The sequence below is a fragment of the Sphingomonas sp. ASY06-1R genome (genome assembly GCF_052180265.1).
Taxonomy (GTDB): Bacteria; Pseudomonadota; Alphaproteobacteria; order Sphingomonadales; family Sphingomonadaceae; genus Sphingomonas_I.
In genome coordinates, this window is the sequence record NZ_CP197464.1 from 3,787,521 (window position 1) to 3,806,039 (window position 18,519).

Annotated in this window: 19 protein-coding genes; 14 read left to right on the top strand and 5 right to left on the bottom strand. The window is 64.0% G+C overall.

Going from position 1 to position 18,519, the window contains the following annotated elements:
- The first annotated feature begins 102 nt into the window (after nt 1–102).
- A complete protein-coding gene (locus ACSBM8_RS17865) occupies nt 103–468 on the top strand; it encodes a glycine zipper 2TM domain-containing protein (protein ID WP_442679337.1) in 366 nt (121 codons plus the stop codon).
- A gap of 100 nt (nt 469–568) precedes the next feature.
- Here the strand turns inward: ACSBM8_RS17865 and ACSBM8_RS17870 are convergent, their stop codons facing one another.
- The 3 genes from ACSBM8_RS17870 to ACSBM8_RS17880 all read right to left on the bottom strand — a co-directional run bounded on the left by ACSBM8_RS17870 (nt 569) and on the right by ACSBM8_RS17880 (nt 4,124).
- Nucleotides 569–1,177 carry a Slp family lipoprotein gene (locus ACSBM8_RS17870; protein WP_442679338.1) on the bottom strand — a complete coding sequence of 203 codons (609 nt, stop codon included), beginning with the start codon at nt 1,175–1,177 and terminating at the stop codon, nt 569–571.
- A gap of 136 nt (nt 1,178–1,313) precedes the next feature.
- Complete coding sequence (locus tag ACSBM8_RS17875; protein WP_442679339.1) at nt 1,314–2,927, bottom strand: FAD-dependent oxidoreductase; 1,614 nt, start codon at nt 2,925–2,927, stop codon at nt 1,314–1,316.
- A 189-nt stretch (nt 2,928–3,116) separates the two neighbouring features.
- Entirely contained in the window at nt 3,117–4,124 is a 1,008-nt protein-coding gene (locus tag ACSBM8_RS17880) for a cation diffusion facilitator family transporter (protein WP_442679340.1), read from the bottom strand.
- Between the two features lie 145 nt (nt 4,125–4,269).
- On the opposite strand from ACSBM8_RS17880, the gene ACSBM8_RS17885 reads away from it, so the two are divergent.
- Genes ACSBM8_RS17885 through ACSBM8_RS17900 form a run of 4 tightly spaced genes read left to right on the top strand, consistent with a single transcriptional unit; the run spans nt 4,270 to nt 7,396 of the window.
- Complete coding sequence (locus tag ACSBM8_RS17885) at nt 4,270–5,406, top strand: 3-oxoacyl-[acyl-carrier-protein] synthase III C-terminal domain-containing protein (protein ID WP_442679341.1); 1,137 nt, start codon at nt 4,270–4,272, stop codon at nt 5,404–5,406.
- Complete coding sequence (locus ACSBM8_RS17890) at nt 5,403–6,065, top strand: iron-containing redox enzyme family protein (protein WP_442679342.1); 663 nt, start codon at nt 5,403–5,405, stop codon at nt 6,063–6,065. The genes ACSBM8_RS17885 and ACSBM8_RS17890 overlap by 4 nt, the downstream gene beginning before the upstream one ends.
- Nucleotides 6,058–6,987, top strand: a complete 930-nt coding sequence (locus ACSBM8_RS17895) for a DUF6999 family protein (protein ID WP_442679343.1) — start codon at nt 6,058–6,060, stop codon at nt 6,985–6,987. Before ACSBM8_RS17890 ends, ACSBM8_RS17895 begins: the two co-directional genes overlap by 8 nt.
- Nucleotides 6,980–7,396, top strand: a complete 417-nt coding sequence (locus ACSBM8_RS17900) for a lysozyme inhibitor LprI family protein (protein ID WP_442679344.1) — start codon at nt 6,980–6,982, stop codon at nt 7,394–7,396. Before ACSBM8_RS17895 ends, ACSBM8_RS17900 begins: the two co-directional genes overlap by 8 nt.
- A gap of 56 nt (nt 7,397–7,452) precedes the next feature.
- Here ACSBM8_RS17900 and ACSBM8_RS17905 read toward each other — a convergent pair whose 3' ends face one another.
- The gene (locus tag ACSBM8_RS17905) at nt 7,453–7,902 is read right to left on the bottom strand and encodes a hypothetical protein (protein WP_442679345.1); all 450 of its coding nucleotides are present in this window, start codon (nt 7,900–7,902) and stop codon (nt 7,453–7,455) included.
- A gap of 91 nt (nt 7,903–7,993) precedes the next feature.
- Here ACSBM8_RS17905 and ACSBM8_RS17910 point away from each other — a divergent pair, with 91 nt between their 5' ends.
- Nucleotides 7,994–8,611, top strand: a complete 618-nt coding sequence (locus tag ACSBM8_RS17910; RefSeq protein ID WP_442679346.1) for a TetR/AcrR family transcriptional regulator — start codon at nt 7,994–7,996, stop codon at nt 8,609–8,611.
- Between the two features lie 97 nt (nt 8,612–8,708).
- On the opposite strand, the gene ACSBM8_RS17915 is transcribed toward ACSBM8_RS17910, so the two are convergent.
- Complete coding sequence (locus ACSBM8_RS17915) at nt 8,709–10,388, bottom strand: DUF4153 domain-containing protein (RefSeq protein WP_442679347.1); 1,680 nt, start codon at nt 10,386–10,388, stop codon at nt 8,709–8,711.
- A gap of 126 nt (nt 10,389–10,514) precedes the next feature.
- Here ACSBM8_RS17915 and ACSBM8_RS17920 point away from each other — a divergent pair, with 126 nt between their 5' ends.
- The 8 genes from ACSBM8_RS17920 to ACSBM8_RS17955 all read left to right on the top strand — a co-directional run bounded on the left by ACSBM8_RS17920 (nt 10,515) and on the right by ACSBM8_RS17955 (nt 18,495).
- On the top strand, nt 10,515–11,045 hold the full coding sequence (locus ACSBM8_RS17920; RefSeq protein ID WP_442679348.1) for a hypothetical protein: 531 nt from the start codon (nt 10,515–10,517) through the stop codon (nt 11,043–11,045).
- Nucleotides 11,042–11,746, top strand: coding sequence for a hypothetical protein (locus tag ACSBM8_RS17925; protein ID WP_442679349.1), 705 nt, complete (start codon nt 11,042–11,044; stop codon nt 11,744–11,746). The genes ACSBM8_RS17920 and ACSBM8_RS17925 overlap by 4 nt, the downstream gene beginning before the upstream one ends.
- 11 nt (nt 11,747–11,757) lie before the next feature.
- Nucleotides 11,758–12,516 carry a lysozyme inhibitor LprI family protein gene (locus tag ACSBM8_RS17930; RefSeq protein WP_442679350.1) on the top strand — a complete coding sequence of 253 codons (759 nt, stop codon included), beginning with the start codon at nt 11,758–11,760 and terminating at the stop codon, nt 12,514–12,516.
- A 73-nt stretch (nt 12,517–12,589) separates the two neighbouring features.
- Nucleotides 12,590–12,967, top strand: coding sequence for a hypothetical protein (locus ACSBM8_RS17935; protein WP_442679351.1), 378 nt, complete (start codon nt 12,590–12,592; stop codon nt 12,965–12,967).
- Nucleotides 12,968–13,055: 88 nt separating this feature from the next.
- Nucleotides 13,056–13,442, top strand: a complete 387-nt coding sequence (locus ACSBM8_RS17940; protein ID WP_442679352.1) for a hypothetical protein — start codon at nt 13,056–13,058, stop codon at nt 13,440–13,442.
- 64 nt (nt 13,443–13,506) lie between these two features.
- On the top strand, nt 13,507–14,049 hold the full coding sequence (locus ACSBM8_RS17945) for a DUF4189 domain-containing protein (protein WP_442679353.1): 543 nt from the start codon (nt 13,507–13,509) through the stop codon (nt 14,047–14,049).
- Nucleotides 14,050–14,515: 466 nt separating this feature from the next.
- Nucleotides 14,516–17,377, top strand: a complete 2,862-nt coding sequence (locus ACSBM8_RS17950; protein ID WP_442679354.1) for a TonB-dependent receptor — start codon at nt 14,516–14,518, stop codon at nt 17,375–17,377.
- 158 nt (nt 17,378–17,535) lie between these two features.
- On the top strand, nt 17,536–18,495 hold the full coding sequence (locus ACSBM8_RS17955) for a hypothetical protein (protein WP_442679355.1): 960 nt from the start codon (nt 17,536–17,538) through the stop codon (nt 18,493–18,495).
- Nucleotides 18,496–18,519: the final 24 nt, after the last annotated feature.

Sequence of the window (18,519 nt, forward strand, 5' to 3'; positions counted from 1 at the left end):
GCTCTGGCATCGGGGGCCCGGATGAACCGTCGCTAACGGCATGGTTCAGCAAGTTTCCATGATCGATTCTCTACCTTCCATGTACAGAGAAGGAGAGATGTGATGTTCGGGAAGATCGCAACTACGATGCTGTTGGGTGCCACGCTTATTGCCGGAGCTGCGGCTCCCGCCGAGGCGCGCCGGCCTTATTATGGCGATGGTTACAATCAGGGATATGACTATCGAAATGGTGGTTACGACCGCCAGTATCAGGGCCGCGACAATTATTACCGCCGCAGCAATTACGGCTCTTCGCATCGCTGCTATGACAAGGGCAATGGTGGTCTTGCCATCGGCGCGATTGCAGGCGGTTTGCTCGGCAACGCGGTCGCCGGTCGTGGCGACAAGACCTTGGGTGCCGTGCTCGGCGCCGCGGGTGGCGGTCTGCTGGGTCGCTCGATCGATCGCAGCGACGGGCGTCCTTGCTAAGGCCTGATCCGATGGCGTCGCAGCCGGGGTGATCGTGTCGCGTCTTCGCGGCGGTCACCCCGGATTGCCCGGAAACCGCCGCCGGCATTCTTTTCGACGCTCAATCCCGGGATGGGACGGTTAGCGTGACGAAACCAATCTTGCAGACCGGGCTCGTGTCCCCCGATAGACAATCGGACCAACGGAAGAGTTTTTCGATTTCGACCGCCGGGCCGGTGCTGTGCGCACCCCCCATCCCGACATCGGCCTTGCCCGATATCCTGCCGATGATCGTGACAGTGGTAAAATCGCTGACGAGCTGACGATCATAAGCGCCGACGGTGCAGGCCCTGAAACTCTGATCGGTCGCCGCCGCTTGCCATAGCGGCGCACCATCGTCGCCGCTCCGCATGTAGGACAGCGTGAGGCAGGCGCCGGTTTCGGATGGCGCTATGTGATGGATGCTCCCGGCCCAGCGAATGCGCTTGCCGATGTACCGCGCATCGACCGCTTGATCGGGGGTTAGCGGCACGACCGCGACCTTACGCAGCGCCGCCAAATCGTCCGGTACCGATTGGCTTTGCAACGGCATCGGCCCGGCCGAGGGAGCGCGCGCAACCGAATGCGGCCCCCGCGAGATCGAGCCGCCGCCGCATCCCGCCAGGATCAGACACACGGACAAGGGCGCGGATATTGCCCAGCCCGATCGGGCGGAACGTCGAAGGCTCATGACAGGGGCGGCAGGAAAATCATGGTCGGCGCGATAACCACTTCGTCTCCGGTGGACAACGCGCGAAGGTGATACCAGCCAGGCGGGCCCTGCGGCGTTCCACGCGTGCGTGAAGCGGCGAGCGACGATCCTTGATTCAGGCAGCGTCCTCATATGTCGCCGCGGGCGAGCGCTTTTTGTCGGCCAGGATATGGTCGGCCGTGCGCATCGCCAGCGCCACCAATGTCAGGGTGGGGTTGGCCCATCCAGACGTGGGGAAGAGCGAACTGCCCGCGACATAGAGATTGGCCATGCCATGGACCCGGCCGAAGCCATCGGTGACACCGGTTTTGGCGTCGGTCGACATGCGCGTCGTGCCCATGTGATGATAGCCGCCAATGGGATGGGTGCTGATCAGGGGATCGGTAACCCACGCGCGCGCCTTATGCCTGAGCCAGGGCGCGGCCTCGACGTCGCCCCAGCGCAGCCGCGCCAGTTCGCGTCCGACCGCCGATACCAGACCGGACACGCTGTCGACATCGAGCGGAACGGTGCGCCAGTCGAGCGCGACGCGCGGCACGCCCAGTGCGTCCGTGTCGCGGGACAGCGCGACCCGGCTATCGGGATTGGGGGCCTGTTCGGCGCGCACGAACAGCGCAAGATCGACTTGCCCGGTCTTGTGCAGCAGACACGGACGAACCGGATCCACGACCTTCTGCGCGGCATGCACCGTGCGCTTTACGCCCTTCCACAAAGCGCGACCGACGCGGGTCGGGTCGGCGCGGTGCTTGGCGTGCAGATACGCCCGCATCGCCCAGGCATGCCGGCCCTCCACCGGGCGGGATGGAGCGATCGTCAGCGACGTATTGAGCAGCCCTTCCTTGGACTGCAGCGCGGTCGATGGCGCGATCAGCGCAGCGACATTGTGCCCGCCATGCCTGCGCTTGCCGAACGCGGACAGCAGCTTCCAGGCGGCGCCGTCCACCACCCGTCCGCCCCGGGCATGAGGATGCTCCATGAAGAAGCGGCCGACCAAATCATTGTCGTTCCCGATGCCGGCGGGATGCACGCCGCGCGACGCCAGCAATATCCGCGGATTTTCGATGCCGCCCGCAGCCAGGATATAGGTTTGCGCCCTGACTTGCAGACGGTGGCCGCGCAAGCTGACGACCTCCAGCCGCGCGACATCGCGCCCACCTGCGTTCGACACGATCTCCCGCACCGTCGCATGGGTGACGACGGTGGCATTGGGATGCCGCGCCAGATCCTTGCTGCGCGCGAAGGAGAAACGATCGCCCTGATTGTCGAACGACCAGATCGGGGTGACCAGCTCATCGTTCGAGAAAGCGGGCAAGACGTCCCGGAGATCGGCGGAGCTCGGCGGCTGCAGCCCGAACGAGGCCCAGGCCTGCCGGTAATATGGCTGGAGCTCCGCATGGGAAAATGGCCAGCCGGAGTGCGGGACCCAGGCCCTCCGTTCGAAGTCGATCGGATCCAGCTCGGCGCACCGGCCGCCCCAGATCGCGGTCGTGCCGCCGAAAAAACGCAGGCGGGCATGATCCAGATCGTAATAATCCTGGCCCACATTCTCCCCGACATTCAGGTCGGCCGTGGCCTTTTCATAATCCAGTCCGCCGCTTTCCAGCAGGATGACGGACAAACCTCCATCGAGGAGCCGGCGCGCCATCGTCAGCCCCGCTGCCCCGGCGCCGATGATGGCGACGTCCGCATCGAGGCGCTGCGGCCCGCCCAGATCAAAATCGATCACCATGCAGGCACCGTTGCCCGCCTGCGATCGGGCGTCTGCGCGCCGGCCGGCCAAGCCCGTATTGGCCGAGCAACAGCATGCTTAGTTGCATCGACAAGATCGCGCCACTTCATGACTCACATACGAGGCGGCGCGCGCTTTATTCCATATGTCCGTGTGCAATAGGGAATTGCGGCGCGGGCATCGCCGATGTCACGCAACCGCGCCATCCCGATCGACCAGCTCGCCCTCGGCCCGCTCGAGCGCGTCGAAATCCTCCCCGATATCCTGCAGGGCATCGCGGTGACGGTCGCTGGACTGCGCCTCGATATAGACGCGCCGCACCTCGGGAAATTCTTCCCGGATGCCATCTTCGACATCCGACACAATGCGCTCGACGGTTCCCGCGAGCGTCTCGTCATCGAAATCGGCCGACACCAGCACGAGCACGTCGGATGGTCCGAAATGCATCGTGCGGACCTCGTTGACGTGCTCGATCGGCTTGACCCGGGCGAGGATTTCCCGGAGCCGGTCCTCGATGGCCGGATCGGCCGCCTGCCCGGTCATGAGGACGTAGCAGCGCCGGGCCAGGCTGAGCGCGGTGATCGCCAGGATCACGCCGATCGCGATCGACGTCCAGCCATCCAGGACCGGCATGTCCAGCAGCTCAGCCAGTCCGATGCCGGTCAGTGCCGCAAACAGGCCGGCCAGTGCCGCCGTTTCCTCATACACGACGGCAAACACGGTCGGATCGCGATGGCGGCGCAGCGTTTCCCGCATGGACAGGCCACGGCGCCGCGCTTCGTGGTGAACGTGGCGCAGCGCCACCGCCAGCGACGAGCCTTCCAGCAGGATCGCCACCAGCAGAATGACGACATTGACCCAGGCGCTATGGATCGGCCCCGGATGTGCGACCTTTTCCGCGCCTTCATATATGGCCACACCCGCGCCCAGGGCAAAAACCGCCACGGCGACGACGAATCCCCAGAAATAGAGCCGCAGCCCATATCCGAACGGATGGGAGGCGTCGGGCGGACGGCTGGCATCCTTCATCCCGAACAGCAGCAGCACCTGGTTACCTGTATCGACCAGGCTGTGGATGCCTTCGGATGCCATTGCCGAGGAACCCGTGTACGCCGCACCGGCGAATTTCGCGACGGCGATCCCGGCATTGGCAGCAAGCGCGGCAAACAGTGTGGCCCTGGAGGCATGTGCGGACATGCGGCCCCCTATGGCGGTTAACCGAACGAAGCACCAACAGGGCATTCAATCGGCCGCACGCCACCGCATGCGTATTGAGCGTTGATCAATTCTACTCTACAGGCCGCCATCCGGGTGCTGATCGCGCCGTACGGAGGAGCGACGGATGGACGCCTATGTCACCGGCAGCGGGCAGTTCCTGCCAGGAGCCGCCGTCGGGAATGCGGAAATGGAAGCGCATATCGGCCGGATATCGCCGCGCGCGCGGAGGATGGGCCAGCTGATGCTTCGGCGTAACGGGATCCGGAGCCGGCATTATGCGATCGATGCCGAGGGCAATAGCCGCTGGACGGTGGCGAAGCTGGGCGCTGCGGCCATTGCGGACCTGCTGAGTCGGGCAGAGCTGGACCGGGCGGCAATCGGCTTCCTTGCGACGGCCACGACCCAGAATGACCTGATGGTACCTGGGCTCGCGAGCGGCGTGCAGGCCGAAAGCGGACTGGCGCCCCTGGAAGTGGCAAGCCTGCAAAGCGTGTGCGCCAGTTCGATGATGGCGCTGAAAGCGGCCGCGTTGCAGGTTGCGGCAGGCGAGCATCGTGCGGCGCTGACCGTGGGCGCCGAGTTTGCCAGCCGGTATTTCCAGCCCGGCCAATATCGCGGTACCGACACTTTGGCGGACGACGATACGCTGCCGGGGGATGCCGAATTCCTGCGCTGGACGCTCAGTGACGGGGCCGCGGCTCTGCTGATCGAAGACCGTCCGTCCGCGCGCGGATTGTCGCTTAGGATCGATTGGATTTCGCAGCGTTCTTTTGCCGACCGGTTCGCGCCGTGCATGACGGGCGGGGCAGTCCGGAAAGCCGATGGCGCGCTGGTGCCATGGAGCTTGATCGGCGATATTCACAAGGCGGCCCAGGCGGGCGCGTTCCAGCTGCGGCAGGACGTCGAAGCGCTCCATCGCATGCTGCCGGTGTGGCTGGCGGAGTTGATGCGGCTGATCGACGAAAAGCGGGTTGTCCCCGAGGAGGTCGATTGGTTCCTGTGCCATTTCTCGGCGCATGTGCTGCGCGAGGAGATGACGCGGCTCGCAACGCGGGCGGGCTGCATGATCCCGGCCGAGCGATGGTTCACCAATCTGTACGATAAGGGCAATGTCGGCGCGGCATCGCCCTTCTTGATGATCGACGACCTGCTGCGTTCCGGTGCGTTGACGCCGGGGCAGCGCATATTGTGCGCCGTGCCCGAAAGCGGGCAATGCATCATGGCCTATGCGATGCTGACCGTCGTGGGAGAAAAGCAGTGAGCGTCCATGTCGAGGCAACCCACCGCGGCCTGGCCCGTGCATGGATCGATTTCGAATCGGGCCTGACCCAGGTGCCGATCATCGCGCGGCTGATGTCGGGGCGGTTGCGGATCGAGGATTATCGCAGCCTGTTGTTCAATCTGCGCCAGCAGGTGGTGGACGGCGGGCGCTGGATCAGCCGGGCCGCCTCCAACTTGTCCCACGAAGAATTGCGATCCTTGTTCATCCGCCACGCCGCGGCCGAACATCGCGACTATCGCCTGCTGGAAGACAATTATGTCGCCGTCGGCGGTGATCGGGCGCACATCCGGAGCGGCACGAAGAATATCGGTTCGGAAGCCTTGTCGGCCTTCATGTTCCATGCCGCCTCGCAAAACGAACCCGTCGGCCTGCTGGGTGCTATGTTCGTGATCGAAGGCCTCGGTAACCGTTTGGCCGGACCGTGGGCGGCTTTGATCCGCACGCAACTGACTCTGGACGAGGATGCGGTCAGCTTTCTTTCCTATCATGGCGAGAATGACGTCGACCATCTGACCATGTTCGATGACGCTTTGGCGCTGGCCGTGACCGATGCCGCGACCGCCGACAGCATCGTGCGCCACGCAAAGGTCACGGCACGCTTGTACCGGCTGCAGCTGGAGGAGCTCGACAATGTCTGAGGGTCTCCGGCTCGAAGATTGGGATCGCAACGATCCGGATCCGTGGTTGGCGTTGATGATGGACCGATCGCTGCCGATCGATCCGCATGCCAAGCTGGCGCTGCTGCGCGACCAGCGATCGCCAAGCCGCCAGTTCCTGCTCCCTTTCGTTCGGCCGATTGCTCGACTGTCGATCATCGCGGCGCAATTGCTGCATACGATCAGCCCGCATTGGCCCCACGCGCCGAAATTCCTCCACCGCACGATCGCCTATGGCATGCGGCACTTTCTGACACCGGACGCCAACCGCCTGATCCTGCGCCATTTCCATCTCGGCTCCCAGATCCTGCGCTTCATCGCGGACAATGCCACGCCGGGCTTTCAGCCAGAGCTTTGGCCGATGCGGCCGCGTACGATCGATGACGTGAAGGACGACCTGTTCCTGCGCCATGATCTCAACATCTACAATTTCCTGATCGCGCTGAATGCCGAGCTCGACCGGCGGGGCGCGCGCGTGTGGCGGGTGGAGACGCTCGATTTCTCGGCGATCGAGGATGAGGTCGTGCTGGATCCGCTGCCGAAGGGCCGCTTCAACATGATCGATCTGCAGACGGCGATCGAACTGTACACGCCCGCTTATGCCCTGTTTCTCACTGACCGCGATTTCTGGCGCGCCACCAACTCGCTTCAGCTCGACGAGACGATCGGGCTGTATGTTGCGCGGCTGACCGGCGAGGAAAAGCATCTCGCGCTGGTCGTGAACGGCCATCCGCTGGTTCCCCATTCGACGCTTCGCGCGGGTTTCCGACTAGTCTTGCATGGACTGTCGACCGAATTGCTGCACGGCTTTCTACGGGAGTTGAAAGCCAAACATGCCGCAGCCCGCCACGCCGCCGGACCGCCTGACGATCACACGTCCTTCATCGGAGATACGGATGTTTAAATTCTGTCTGGCTGCGGCCACCCTGGCCGCGGCCTTACCGGCGTTCGGGCAGACGCGCGCCGAGATCGATGCGGCCTATTCGCCCGCGTTCGACGCTTGCATGAAAAGCGGCGATGCGGCGGGCGGCGTCACGTCTGCGATGATGGATTGCCACGGGCTGGAAAACACCCGTCAGGACGAACGCCTCAACCGGGCCTATCGAACAGCGATGGCCCGTTTGCAGCCTGCGCAAAAGACCGCGTTGCGCCTGTCCGAACGCCGGTGGCTGCAGCAGCGTAAGAAAGGATGCCAGGACGCGGCCAATTCGGCCGGCGGCGGCTCGGCCTCAGGCCTGATCTATAGCAGCTGCTTCCTGGACGAGACGATCAAGCGCAAGATCTGGCTGCAGCGCTATCGCCCCGCATCGTGAGACATGGCGGCGGGCGGCCATCCTGATACGATCGCGCAGGGCGGCTGCCAAGATGGTCACTGTGCGGGCGGTTTCCCTTCCATTGGCGCATAGCCTTCCTGCGCATAGCCCTGCGTGCTTGTCCCGCTGAGATGGTTGCCCACGCATTCGTAGCGACGCTGATCGTAGCTGTAGCTGGTGCGGATCTGATGGACGTCCGGCAACGGGATGCGGAACTGCCACCCCTCCTCCACCGCATATTCCGCATGATTGGCATCGATGGGGACGACGCCCTTCGTGTAGATCAGCGTTTGACGCTCGCCTTTTTCTGCCGGGATGGGCTTGGGATCGGCCTTGGCAAGATCCTTGCGCCAGATCGTCTCCAGGGCAGCGCGACAGGCCGGAAAGCTTTCCAGGTTCCGGTCTTCGATCTGCGAGGGCGGCAATTGTCCGCTCGCGATCGCGCTGGATGCGCCGAACATCGTGCAGCCTATTGCGAGCCAAGCGATGCGCCTATGGACAGCCATGACCATTCTCCTCGGCGCGGAGGTAACTTAATTGTGATCGTCGCTCAATTGTTGAAATCGACGCGGCCCGATTTTCTGCTATGACGTTGTAATGGGGAGAAGATCCGATCATTCGCGTCCCGAGATCGAGCGCATGCTGGTGGTCGAGGGCCATAAGCATCTCGCGGAGGTCGGCTTTGCGCGCTTTTCGGCACGCGAAGTGGCAAAGCGGATCGGCTATTCGATCGGCACGCTCTATAACGTTTTCGGCACTTATGATCGGTTCCTGGTCGCGCTGAACACGCGCACCTTCCAGCTCTGGGCCAAGGATCTGCGGACGGCGCTTGACGCTTGCGAGGGCGATCGGATCCGGTGCCTGGTCGAGAGCTATTTCCAGTTCGCGCATGCGAATCGCAATCTCTGGCTCGCCATTTACGACCATCATCTGCCGGCGGACTTCGTCATGCCGGAGGAGCATGACTGGCTGCGCAGCGAATTGACGCACATCGTCGTGCACGAGGTGACCGCAGTGCTGCCGGAGGCGGTGAAGGCACAGGCACCCACGCTGACCCGATCGCTGCTCGCATCGGTCCACGGCCATTGCGTCTTCGATCTCAGCGGCAGCTTCACGTTGATGGGTCAGGAAGAGCCGGTCGAGATGGCGCTTGCCCGCGTCCGCGATACGCTGGCCATGGCCGCCGCGACCGAAGACGGACAAGCCCGAGGATAAGCCGGCCGTTGCGGGCGCATGCCCGCGCGGAAATGAGCCGGCGCCAATCTCAGGCACGCATCAGCCAGGCGACCCTATTGGGCCGCCACGAAGACCGTCATTCGAACGGTTCACCGATCGGCTGCCCCCCGACAAAGACTTGCCGGCGCGGCACGGTCCGGATCTCGACATCGCCGCGATCCAGGGCAGCCTTTGCCGGACCTGTCAGGCTGGCATTGGGCAGCTGCTGCGCCTGCCATCTCTTGCCCACCACATGCCACCGCTGCACGCGCTGACCGCTGACGATCACCGCTTCCTGACCGCCCGGCTGCAGCATCACGACGCAATTGTCATAGCTGAAACAGGCTTCATAATCCGGCAGGCGCGCCTGCAAAGCGAGCGGCAGCTTGGCGTCGCGGGGCAGGACGATCAGGTTCTTCAGATCGACGCGCCTTGGCTCGACGACGGACGACCAGCGCTCCTGGCGTTGCAACGCGGTCTTGGCGGCGGCGCGCACGGCGGCGGTGGCGCCTTCCTTGGCCAGTCGGCGCAATACGGCAACGCCCGCCGGTCCATAATCGAAGCGCATCGCCGTCCAGTCGAACTGTTCCGCCGTGACGACCCCGCGGGCCAGGCGCGCGGCCTGATCGTGCGCGGACAGCCGCCCGAATGCCGCCAGCGGCGTCGATAGCACCAGCGCCAGCCCGCACATCCCGATCGCCAGGCGCAAATTGGCGTCGCGCAATCCCGGGGCCAATCCTGCCCGGCGCCGCACGAGTACGACCGCATAGGCCAGCGCATAGGCGCAGGCGATCGCCGTGAAGGTCAGCGCCCAAAGCCGGTCCGGCGTCAGCCCATGCTGGTGGATGCGGGTGCCGGTCGAGATTGCGGCAATCACGGCGAGCGGCAACATCGCCCCGCTCAGGATCATCACGCTCACGCGCAAAATGGCCTGGCGCGGATCATGTTCCGGTATGTCGCCGATGACCGCGTTCACCAGCACCAGCGCGCCGACGACGCAACCGAGCAGGATCGGAGTTGTCGCACGCGTCGCGTCCCACAAGGGTGCGAGGCCGGTGAAGGGAAGCGCCGCGAGAAACAGCAGCAGCCCTACCGCAAGCACAGGTGCCAGCACTGCGAGAATCGTCATGACGACCCGCTGCAACAGGCCCAACATCGCAGCGCGATCGCGCAACAGGCCGACGCCGGCGCCGAAGGCGGCACCGGTCAGCGCCCAGATGACGGGATCGCGGCCGAGGAGCCGGCGCAGGAAGTCGAGCCCGATCAAGCCGAACAATTGGCCCAGTAATAAAGCCAGCGCCCACACGACGGCGACGAAGAGCCACGCGCCGCACCACAGAACGACGCCGCTCCAGGCGTAGAGATGGACGTCGGCGTAGGGCCAGCGCGGCGATCCGTCCCGCCAGCCCTGGAACAGCGGAACGGCAATCGCGGCCGCCAAAACGGCGCACAGAAAGCGCCAGTGATCGGCCGAATAGAGCGGCGTGGCCGGGATGTTCCACCAGACGATCAAGCCGAGGACAACGCCGACGATAAGCGCAAAGCCAAGTGCGCGAACGATCGCCTGCCGCTGAACAACGAAAGCCGCGATGATCCCGGTTACGGCGAGACACGTCGCGAGCGCGTAACAGGCGTCACGCCACCCGCTGGCGGGCCCGGCACGGTCAAGCAGGACCTGGATCGCTACGCCGATCAGGGCGCCCGCCGCACAGAGCGCCCACACGCGTTGAGGCCATTCGGCAGTTCGATCGATCGCGCTTGACGGCTGGTCGGTCATGTCTCGCTCCACTTGCCAGACACAGAGTAGCAAGAAATTGAACGGCGTCTATATTTTTATTGAAGGCATTATGGGGGGATGGTAGCGATGCGGTCTGCGTTACCGACGAACCGCGGGAGAAGAGAGATGTTGCGTTTCGGCTGGACGGCCCTTGCGGCGATCGTGATGGCGACCCAGGCAGGGGCGGAAGTCGCGGGTGAGGATCATCCGCTGCTGCCCCGGTACGAGGGCGCCGAGATCCGTGCGTATCGCGCGCCATCGGTCGATCAGGTCACCATACCGGTCGCCCGGATCGGCGACGCGGACGCGACCACCGGCGTCCGCCTGATGGAAGGGACCGTCACGCATATCGACTATGTCGTAAGCCCCGCGACGGCGACGCTGCAGATCGGGCGCTATTATGAAGCGCTGTTGCAACGTGCGGGATTTCGCTTCGTCTTCACCTGTGCCGGTGAGCAAGCGTGCGGCGGCGATATGGGGAAACTCGTCTTCAACTCGGGCAGGGTCTCACCGACCGGATTCGCCGATGGGCTGTTCGGGGACCGCATGCGTGTCATCGTCGCCCAACGCGGTGGAAGCTGGGTGTTCCTGCACATCTACGAGGGCCCGGACCGCTCGACCATCTATGAAATTGTGGTGGACGGTGCTGCGGGATGAGCGACGATCCGTCCGCATTGATCACGACGGACCGGATCATCGGCAGGAGCGTCTTGTCGCTCGCTCTATTGGGGATGGCGTTCCAGCCTGCGGCTGCCCCGGCGGCAGCAAGGCTTGCACCGCCCGCACAGGAAACAAAGTGCACCTTGCAAGGCTGGGTCGCGGTTGCGGACCGCCAGCTCCTGTCGGTTCGCGCGAAGCCGCGGGCGGACGCGCGCATCGTTGGCGTGCTGCCAACCGCATCGGCGCGTGGCGCGCAATTTCCCGTCCACATCTCCATCATCGGTGCGCGCGCGGGCTGGCTGAAGATCGCCCATAGCAGCGATGCCCGCAACGGCGCGCAGGCCCGCGCGGTTTTCGGCGGCGAAGGCTGGATCGAGGGCGCCGCCGGGCTCCGCATCGAATCGTCCGAGGGTTATGCGAAACCGGATGTCCGCAGCAAAAAGCTGGTGGACCTCGGGGGCGAGCCACTGAGCGACACAGGCTGGGTCGAGGCGGTGGTCGGCTGCTCGGGGAATTGGGTTCTGGCGGACTATCGTCTGCGCATCCCGCGCGGCGTGCGCGCGCGTTTGCCGCGATGGCCGTCGCGCGCCTGGTTTCAGCGCACCTGCGGCCTTGCAATGACGGTCTGTTCCGTTCCGGCGTCGACCAAAGTTCCGACCGGGGCAGCACGCGCCCGGCCGACCTCAATCCGCATATAGGATGCTTGCCCGTGGCCATTGCGCTGTCACTCTTTGCCCTTGCTCTGGCCTCCACGGCGCCATCCCAGAAGGCGGAGGCCGGGGGCCAGTTTGGTCGCTGCCTGAAGGAGAGCGGCGCAATGCTGGAGGATGCGACCTGCTATTCGGCCGAGCAAGCCCGACTGGAGAAGGAGCAGCGGCTGCTGATCCAGCGGAATGCCGCCCGGCTACGGCGGCCCGGCCTTGCCGTGACGGAGTATCCGCGGGAGATGGCTGTTCTGGCAAAGGCGCAATCCGCCTGGACCGACTATCGCGACGCCGATTGCGAAATCATGGACTATGTATTTGGCGCGGGCAACGCCGCGGGACTGGCGGGCGCGACCTGCATGATCGACCATGACACCGCCCGCAATGCGGAGCTCCGCGCGCTGCTATCAAAGACGCGTGCTGGCGGTGGCCCACAGGCCCGCGATCGTCCCCAAACGGAATTGCATCATCAGGAGCGCCAGCGGCTGGAGGCGGAGCAGGCGGTTTTACTGGACGGTGTGACGGCGCGTTTGAAGCGACCCGGCCCGCCCTCCACCGATTATCCGGCTGCCGCGGCGGCGCTGATGCGGGCGCAGGCAGCGTGGATCACCTATTCGACCACGCACTGCGTGCTCGTCGATCACCTACTGGGGAGCGGCAAGTCCGTAGGGCCTGCCTTTGAGACCTGCCGCATCGCCCATTATCGCACGTGCAATGATGTGCTGCGCGCCTGGTTGCAGGAATATCTTTCCAATGACGCATAAGATGCTGCTGAGGCGCTTGCCGGCAGGGCGATCGACGGCCGTCGCTGCCTGCGCTTTGGTCCTTGTCTTTGCCGTGTCGGTCACGCCCGTTTCCGCTGAGCCCGCGCCTGCAACGCCGGATCTTGCATCGCTGAACCTGCAGGCGTTCAAGGGCGCGGCGGTGATCGCCGTGCGCGTGAAGCGCCGCGCCGTCATTGGCCGGCTGTGCCATCTTTTGTCCGACGAGGACGAGGCCAAAATCCGGGCTAATGCGGAGGCGATGCTGGACGACGAGCGTTCCCAACTCGCCCCGAAGGACCAGGCTTTTGCTGCAGCCTATCTCGAGGGGGTGGTGCATGGCGCATTCCAGTCGGTCGACATCGCCGATGAGATCAATGACGCCGCCTGCAAGCGGTTTGCAGCGCCCGACGGACAATTAGACCGCGTGCTGACCTGGAAAGGCCGAAAATAGAGCGACACTTCTTTATTGAACATTGGTTATTTTAGGGATAGGCAATGTCCTGCGGCGTCGGGGAACGCCGTTCAAAAAGGATCGTAACATGCGCGTATCCACCATCCTGTTGCCGACCGTCCTGTTGATCGCATCCGCGACGCACGCCGCCACGCCCACCAAGGCACAGTCCGACACGACCACTGCGGCGGGACCGAAGGTGCACACCTCCAAATCCAAGGACATTACCGATTGCGGCAAAACGCAGGGTGGTATCCGTTCCGTGGCTGGCCTTGGCGTGGGCGCGCTGCTGGGAAGCAAGGCGGCACGAAGCCCGATGGGCATGATCGGCGGCGCGGCGGCAGGGAATGCGGTGGGCGATGCGCTTGATCGGAACAACCGCTGCAATCCCAAGGCTACCGTCGAGAACAACGCGGCAGACGATGCGGCGCCGCGCAAGAAGAAGATCACGCTCAAGGGCCTCCTGGGCAACTGATCGGGCCTTCCAGCGCGCGCGATGCGCCGCGATTGCCTCGTCCTCCGATGATGGGAATGCTTCCGTGAAATCCAAAGCGATCCTGATTCCGTTGGTTCTCTGTCTGCTGATTGCCGGTGCGTGGCTGTTTGGCACCCGATCGGCCGTCGCGCAGGTCCAGACGGTGTTCATTTGCAACGGCGTGGCGCAAGGCAGCCCCAATTGCGAGCCGCCCACGCCGGTGTTGAAGAATTACATCCGCGTGGATCGATCCTTTGGCGCGCTCGCCTATGATGAAGCCAAGGCCATTTGGTACGGCAGCTATCGATATCCCTCCAAGTCATCGGCGCAGAAGGGCGTCATCGAAAATTGTGAGGCGAACGGCGGCACGGCGTGCAAGCTGATGCTGTCCTATACCAACCAATGTGCGGCGGTGGCGCGCGCGGTCGATCACGGTGTGGCGATCAAGGGCAAGGATACCGTCAATACGGGCAGCACCCAGGAAGAGGCCGAGGCCAACGCCACGCGTTCGTGCGTATCGGACTGGGGTGTCAAAGGCTGTGCGGTGGCGTTGTCCAACTGTAGCCACCACAGCGTGGCGCGCTGGAGCCGGTGGGTCTACGAGTGACAGAAGGGCAGCGGTCGCTCGCGGCTCGACGCCGCTAGCCGACCGCCCCCAAATACATCGCCAGCTGATCGCACCTGACAAACGTTTTGACGTTCCTGGACGCGAACACAGTCTGCAAATAGCCGACATCAGAGGCTGCAAGCTGGAGCGACTCGCAGCAAGCGACCGGGGCGACGGTCATTAACATTGCGTTTTGCGCGGTATTGATCCGGCAACATCTACCGTGCCGATCATCCGCTTCGTCGCGCGTCGAAACCAAATGTTACAGTTGCGACGAACCGAGGCACGCTTTGGCGATCAGTTCAAACCGTTCGGCGCATAATGTTGCTGCAGTGCGACAGCGCCACTGCGAAGCTTCCAAACGCTTCGGCCGAAGGCTTTCCGCGCCCCGTCTTGCGGGCGTAACGGCCCGCCTCGCCACAACCGCGCCGCCCCCCTGCGCGACCGGTGGGAGAAGGAAATCATCATGCCCCATGTCAGTTTGTTGCGTGCCACGTCCGCATTGGCGAGTAGCCTTGCCCCATTGACCATCGCTTTGCTGTTCGCCGCGCCCGCCGCTGCGCAGGATAGCGCAACCCCGGATGCCGCGCCGGCCGCCAGTACCGCGGCAGCCGTGCCGGCCACGCCAGAGACGACCGGGACCGGCGCCGAAGCGTCCGACGAAATCGTCGTCACTGGTTCGCGTATCGAGCGTCCGGATCTCACCTCCAGCAGCCCCGTCTCGACGGTCGGCGCCGCCGCACTGAAGATCAACAATTCGGTAACTGTTGAGCAGATCCTCAACGCTAATCCGCAGTTTGTCCCATCCGCCAACGCCGCCAGCAACAATCCAAGTGACGGCGTCGCGACGGTCGACCTACGCGGCCTGGGATCGCAGCGCACACTGGTCCTGATCGACGGCAAGCGTGCGCCGTCATACAACTCAAAGGGTTCCGTCGACGTCAACACGATCCCGACCGCGCTGATCAAGCGTGTCGACGTGCTGACCGGCGGCGCCTCCGCAGTCTATGGCTCCGATGCTATCGCCGGCGTCGTGAACTTCATCCTCGACGATCGCTTCACCGGTCTGCGCGCAGATGGCAGTTCACAGATCAGCACCTATGGCGACGGCGCCCAGTATGACGGTAGCCTCACCGGCGGCGTCAAGCTTGGCGACCGTGGCAATATTGTGGTTTCGGCCGGCTATTCGAAGCGGGAAGGCGTGAAGTTCGGAGACCGCCCGCGCAACAGCACAGCGACCAGTTCTAAAGATCTCACGAGCAGCGCCGGCTCGTCCAACGCCAACCCCACCGTGTTCGATCTTGCCAACGGCGATCAGCTGCAGGTGAACGATTCCGGCGCACTGGTTCCGATCTACCACCTCTACAATTTCTCGCCGGTCAATTATGCCCAGACCCCGTTCGAGCGCTACAACGTGATGGCGCTGGCGCGTTACGAGCTCACCGACAATATCGAGGCATTCGGCCGCGCCAATTACGTGCATTCGAAGGTCCGTGCGACGCTCGCGCCAACGGCGACCGCCGGATATACGTTCGACATTTCGCCCGACAATCCGTTCCTGACTGATGGCGAGCGGGCTACCTTCTTCGCGCCTGGAACCGCCCTCAATCCCGACGGCACTTCAACGATCGGCATCCGCCGTCGCATGACCGAGACCGGCGGTCGCGTGCAGAACTTCGTCACAAAGAATTATCAGGTTATGGGTGGCCTGCGCGGTGACGTATCGGGCTTCAACTGGGAAGTCTTCGGCCAATATGGCAAGACGAAGCGGCACCAGGATCTGCTCAATGATCTCAGCTACAACGCCTTGAGCCAGGCAATCGACGCGGTCGCCGGCCCCAACGGGCCGGCTTGCCGCGATCCGTCCAACGGCTGCGTTCCGATCGACGTCTTCACCACCGGCACCATTTCCGCCAATCAACTCGCCTTCGTCGAGCGCAATGGCGCGGTGGACGATACGTCGAGCCAGCTGGTGTTCGGCGCCGACATCAACGGTGACGTCAACTTCCTGAAGAGCCCGTTTGCGGATCTGCCCGCGGCTGTCTCGCTGGGTGTCGAGTATCGCCGCGAACGCGCCAAGAGCGTGGCCGATGCGAATTACGCGTCGGGCGACCTGATCTATTACGGGCAGGGCCAGAGTATTGCCGGCAGCTATAACACCAAGGAAGCCTATATCGAGCTGAAGATGCCGCTGGTGACGGACAAGCCCTTCATCAAGGCGCTCAACTTCGAAGGCGGATTCCGCTATTCGGATTATTCCACCGTCGGCAGCGTGTATACCTACAAGGCCGGTGGCGATTGGAGCCCCGTCGAAGGTGTGCGTTTCCGTGGCATCTATCAGCGCGCCGTTCGCGCGCCGAACATTTATGAGCTGTTCTCGCCGGTCGTCGGTGGCACCGGCAGCCTGTCGAACGATCCCTGCGCAGGCGGCAATGTGCCGGCCGCAATCGCCAACATCTGCATTGCGCAAGGCGCCCCCGGTGTCGGCAATATTCCGCAGCCCGTTTCCGGTCAGATCAACGTCTTCACCGGCGGCAATCCCAATTTGCGGGCGGAGAAGTCGGATACCTATACGCTGGGCGTCGTGATCAACCCAGTACGCCTGCGCGCGCTGACCATCTCGGTCGATTATTTCAATATCAACATCGCCAATGCGATCGACGTGACGCCGCCGCAGATCATCATCGATCAATGCTTCAACCAATCGCAGGACCCGAGCAGCGCGGTCTGCCAGAGCATCAAGCGCAATCCGCTGAACGGTTCGCTGAGCGGCAATCTGCAATATGGCGTGCCGCAGCAATTGGGGAATATCGCCAGCAAGAAGACGGACGGCATCGACGTCGCCGTCGGCTATAATGGCGGCACATCCGATCGCTTCCATTACAACCTGTCGTTCGCCGGCACCTACACGATCAACTATAAGCAAACGGCCGATCCGACCTCGGGGGCGATCCAGTGCGCCGGACGGTTCGGCTCCGCGTGCAATATCGAGCCGATCTCGAAGTGGAAGCACACGGCGACTGTCAGCCTCGGCTTCGCCGGCATCGATCTGCAGACCCGCTGGCGCTATCTGAGCGCGATCAAGCAGGATGTCGGGACGGACATTCTGAAATCGCGTATCCCGGCCTACAGCTATTTCGACGAGACGGCGAGCATCGACGTCAACAAGGTCTTCACGCTGCGGCTGGGCGTGCAGAATCTGTTCAACAAGAAGTCGCCGATCGTCGGCGACACGGTCGGCAACGATTACAACGCCGGCAGCACCTTCCCGGTGACGTACGACGTGATCGGGCGGACCCTCTTCGCGGGCTTCACCGCGAAATTCTAATGTCGATCTGCCGGGTATTGCGTGCCCGGCAGATCGAACCGGAATGCTTGCAAGGCGCGCGTGGCAAGATGCCTCGTGCGCCTTGCTTGCTATAGCGACGCTGCCGTAGGCGCGGGACAAGCAAAGCGGCCGCCAAGCTCGCCCGCGGGGAAAACCAGATGGCAACCAATCGCCATACCTTTCTGCACATGCTGGATCCCGCGGCGCGCAGGGGGACGTACGTGCAAACCACCGCCGCCGCGTTGCGCGCGACGCCCTTTCTCGATGGTCGCACACCTTATTGGGAGGGGGCGCCCGCCCAGGCGGCGCTGCCCTTACGGTCCCCGTCTCCTCTCGCCGCACCGCGAATGCTGTTTCATGTCGGCTTCTGTGGCTCGACCCTGCTCGGGACCCTGCTGGATCGACCCGGCAAGACGCTTGTCCTGCGCGAGCCGCAGGCGCTCACCGATCTTGCGGCCTATCGATCCGCATTGGATCGCGACGCGTATCGCGACCCCGGCTTTTCCGATGTCCTGGCCGGTCTTCTCTCCGCTCTGTACCGTCCGTGGGCCGCCGGGGAGGCCATTGTCGTCAAGCCGTCGAACTGGGTGAATGCCCTGCTTCCGGATCTGGTCGCGGCGCCGGTTCGGGTCAGACCGCTCTTCCAGACGATGCAGCGCCGGGCTTTCGTCCGCGCCATTGTCCGGGGTGGCCCGGCGCGCATGGCCTTCGCCGCACGTGCCTGCGTCCACCTCTCCAACGCCGACACGGGCTTTGCGCAACGTCTCGCCACCCTCCTGGCGCGCCCGGAAGAGCCGGACGATCGGCTGCTGATGCTCGCCGCCTTGCTCCACGACATTCAGCTGGCGCTGTTCCGCGCCGCGGCGGATGCGGGCGGGTGGGGTGGCGATCACTGGGTGTCGCTTGAGGCGTTTCGCGCCGATCCTGCTGCGACGCTCGCCATCGCCGCGCGCGCGTTGGACATAGAGCCTCCATCCCGGGACATGCTGGCGGATCATGCCAAACATCCCGGCACAACATATTCCGCCGACGCGGAAGCGACCGCGAATGCCGCGGTCGACGCCGCGCACGGCGTGCGTATCGATCATGCGATCGCCTGCGTGGACGAGACGGCGTGAAATTGACACGCCTTGTAGGAACTT

What these genes read in the sequence shown, in the direction of transcription:
- ACSBM8_RS17915 (WP_442679347.1), bottom strand. Translation starts at nt 10,388, where the DNA reads ATGACCGACCAGCCGTCAAGCGCGATCGATCGAACTGCCGAATGGCCT.
- ACSBM8_RS17910 (WP_442679346.1), top strand. Translation starts at nt 7,994, where the DNA reads ATGGGGAGAAGATCCGATCATTCGCGTCCCGAGATCGAGCGCATGCTG.
- ACSBM8_RS17925 (WP_442679349.1), top strand. Translation starts at nt 11,042, where the DNA reads ATGAGCGACGATCCGTCCGCATTGATCACGACGGACCGGATCATCGGC.
- ACSBM8_RS17880 (WP_442679340.1), bottom strand. Translation starts at nt 4,124, where the DNA reads ATGTCCGCACATGCCTCCAGGGCCACACTGTTTGCCGCGCTTGCTGCC.
- ACSBM8_RS17895 (WP_442679343.1), top strand. Translation starts at nt 6,058, where the DNA reads ATGTCTGAGGGTCTCCGGCTCGAAGATTGGGATCGCAACGATCCGGAT.
- ACSBM8_RS17940 (WP_442679352.1), top strand. Translation starts at nt 13,056, where the DNA reads ATGCGCGTATCCACCATCCTGTTGCCGACCGTCCTGTTGATCGCATCC.
- ACSBM8_RS17885 (WP_442679341.1), top strand. Translation starts at nt 4,270, where the DNA reads ATGGACGCCTATGTCACCGGCAGCGGGCAGTTCCTGCCAGGAGCCGCC.
- ACSBM8_RS17950 (WP_442679354.1), top strand. Translation starts at nt 14,516, where the DNA reads ATGCCCCATGTCAGTTTGTTGCGTGCCACGTCCGCATTGGCGAGTAGC.
- ACSBM8_RS17955 (WP_442679355.1), top strand. Translation starts at nt 17,536, where the DNA reads ATGGCAACCAATCGCCATACCTTTCTGCACATGCTGGATCCCGCGGCG.
- ACSBM8_RS17865 (WP_442679337.1), top strand. Translation starts at nt 103, where the DNA reads ATGTTCGGGAAGATCGCAACTACGATGCTGTTGGGTGCCACGCTTATT.
- ACSBM8_RS17920 (WP_442679348.1), top strand. Translation starts at nt 10,515, where the DNA reads ATGTTGCGTTTCGGCTGGACGGCCCTTGCGGCGATCGTGATGGCGACC.
- ACSBM8_RS17905 (WP_442679345.1), bottom strand. Translation starts at nt 7,902, where the DNA reads ATGGCTGTCCATAGGCGCATCGCTTGGCTCGCAATAGGCTGCACGATG.
- ACSBM8_RS17900 (WP_442679344.1), top strand. Translation starts at nt 6,980, where the DNA reads ATGTTTAAATTCTGTCTGGCTGCGGCCACCCTGGCCGCGGCCTTACCG.
- ACSBM8_RS17870 (WP_442679338.1), bottom strand. Translation starts at nt 1,177, where the DNA reads ATGAGCCTTCGACGTTCCGCCCGATCGGGCTGGGCAATATCCGCGCCC.
- ACSBM8_RS17875 (WP_442679339.1), bottom strand. Translation starts at nt 2,927, where the DNA reads ATGGTGATCGATTTTGATCTGGGCGGGCCGCAGCGCCTCGATGCGGAC.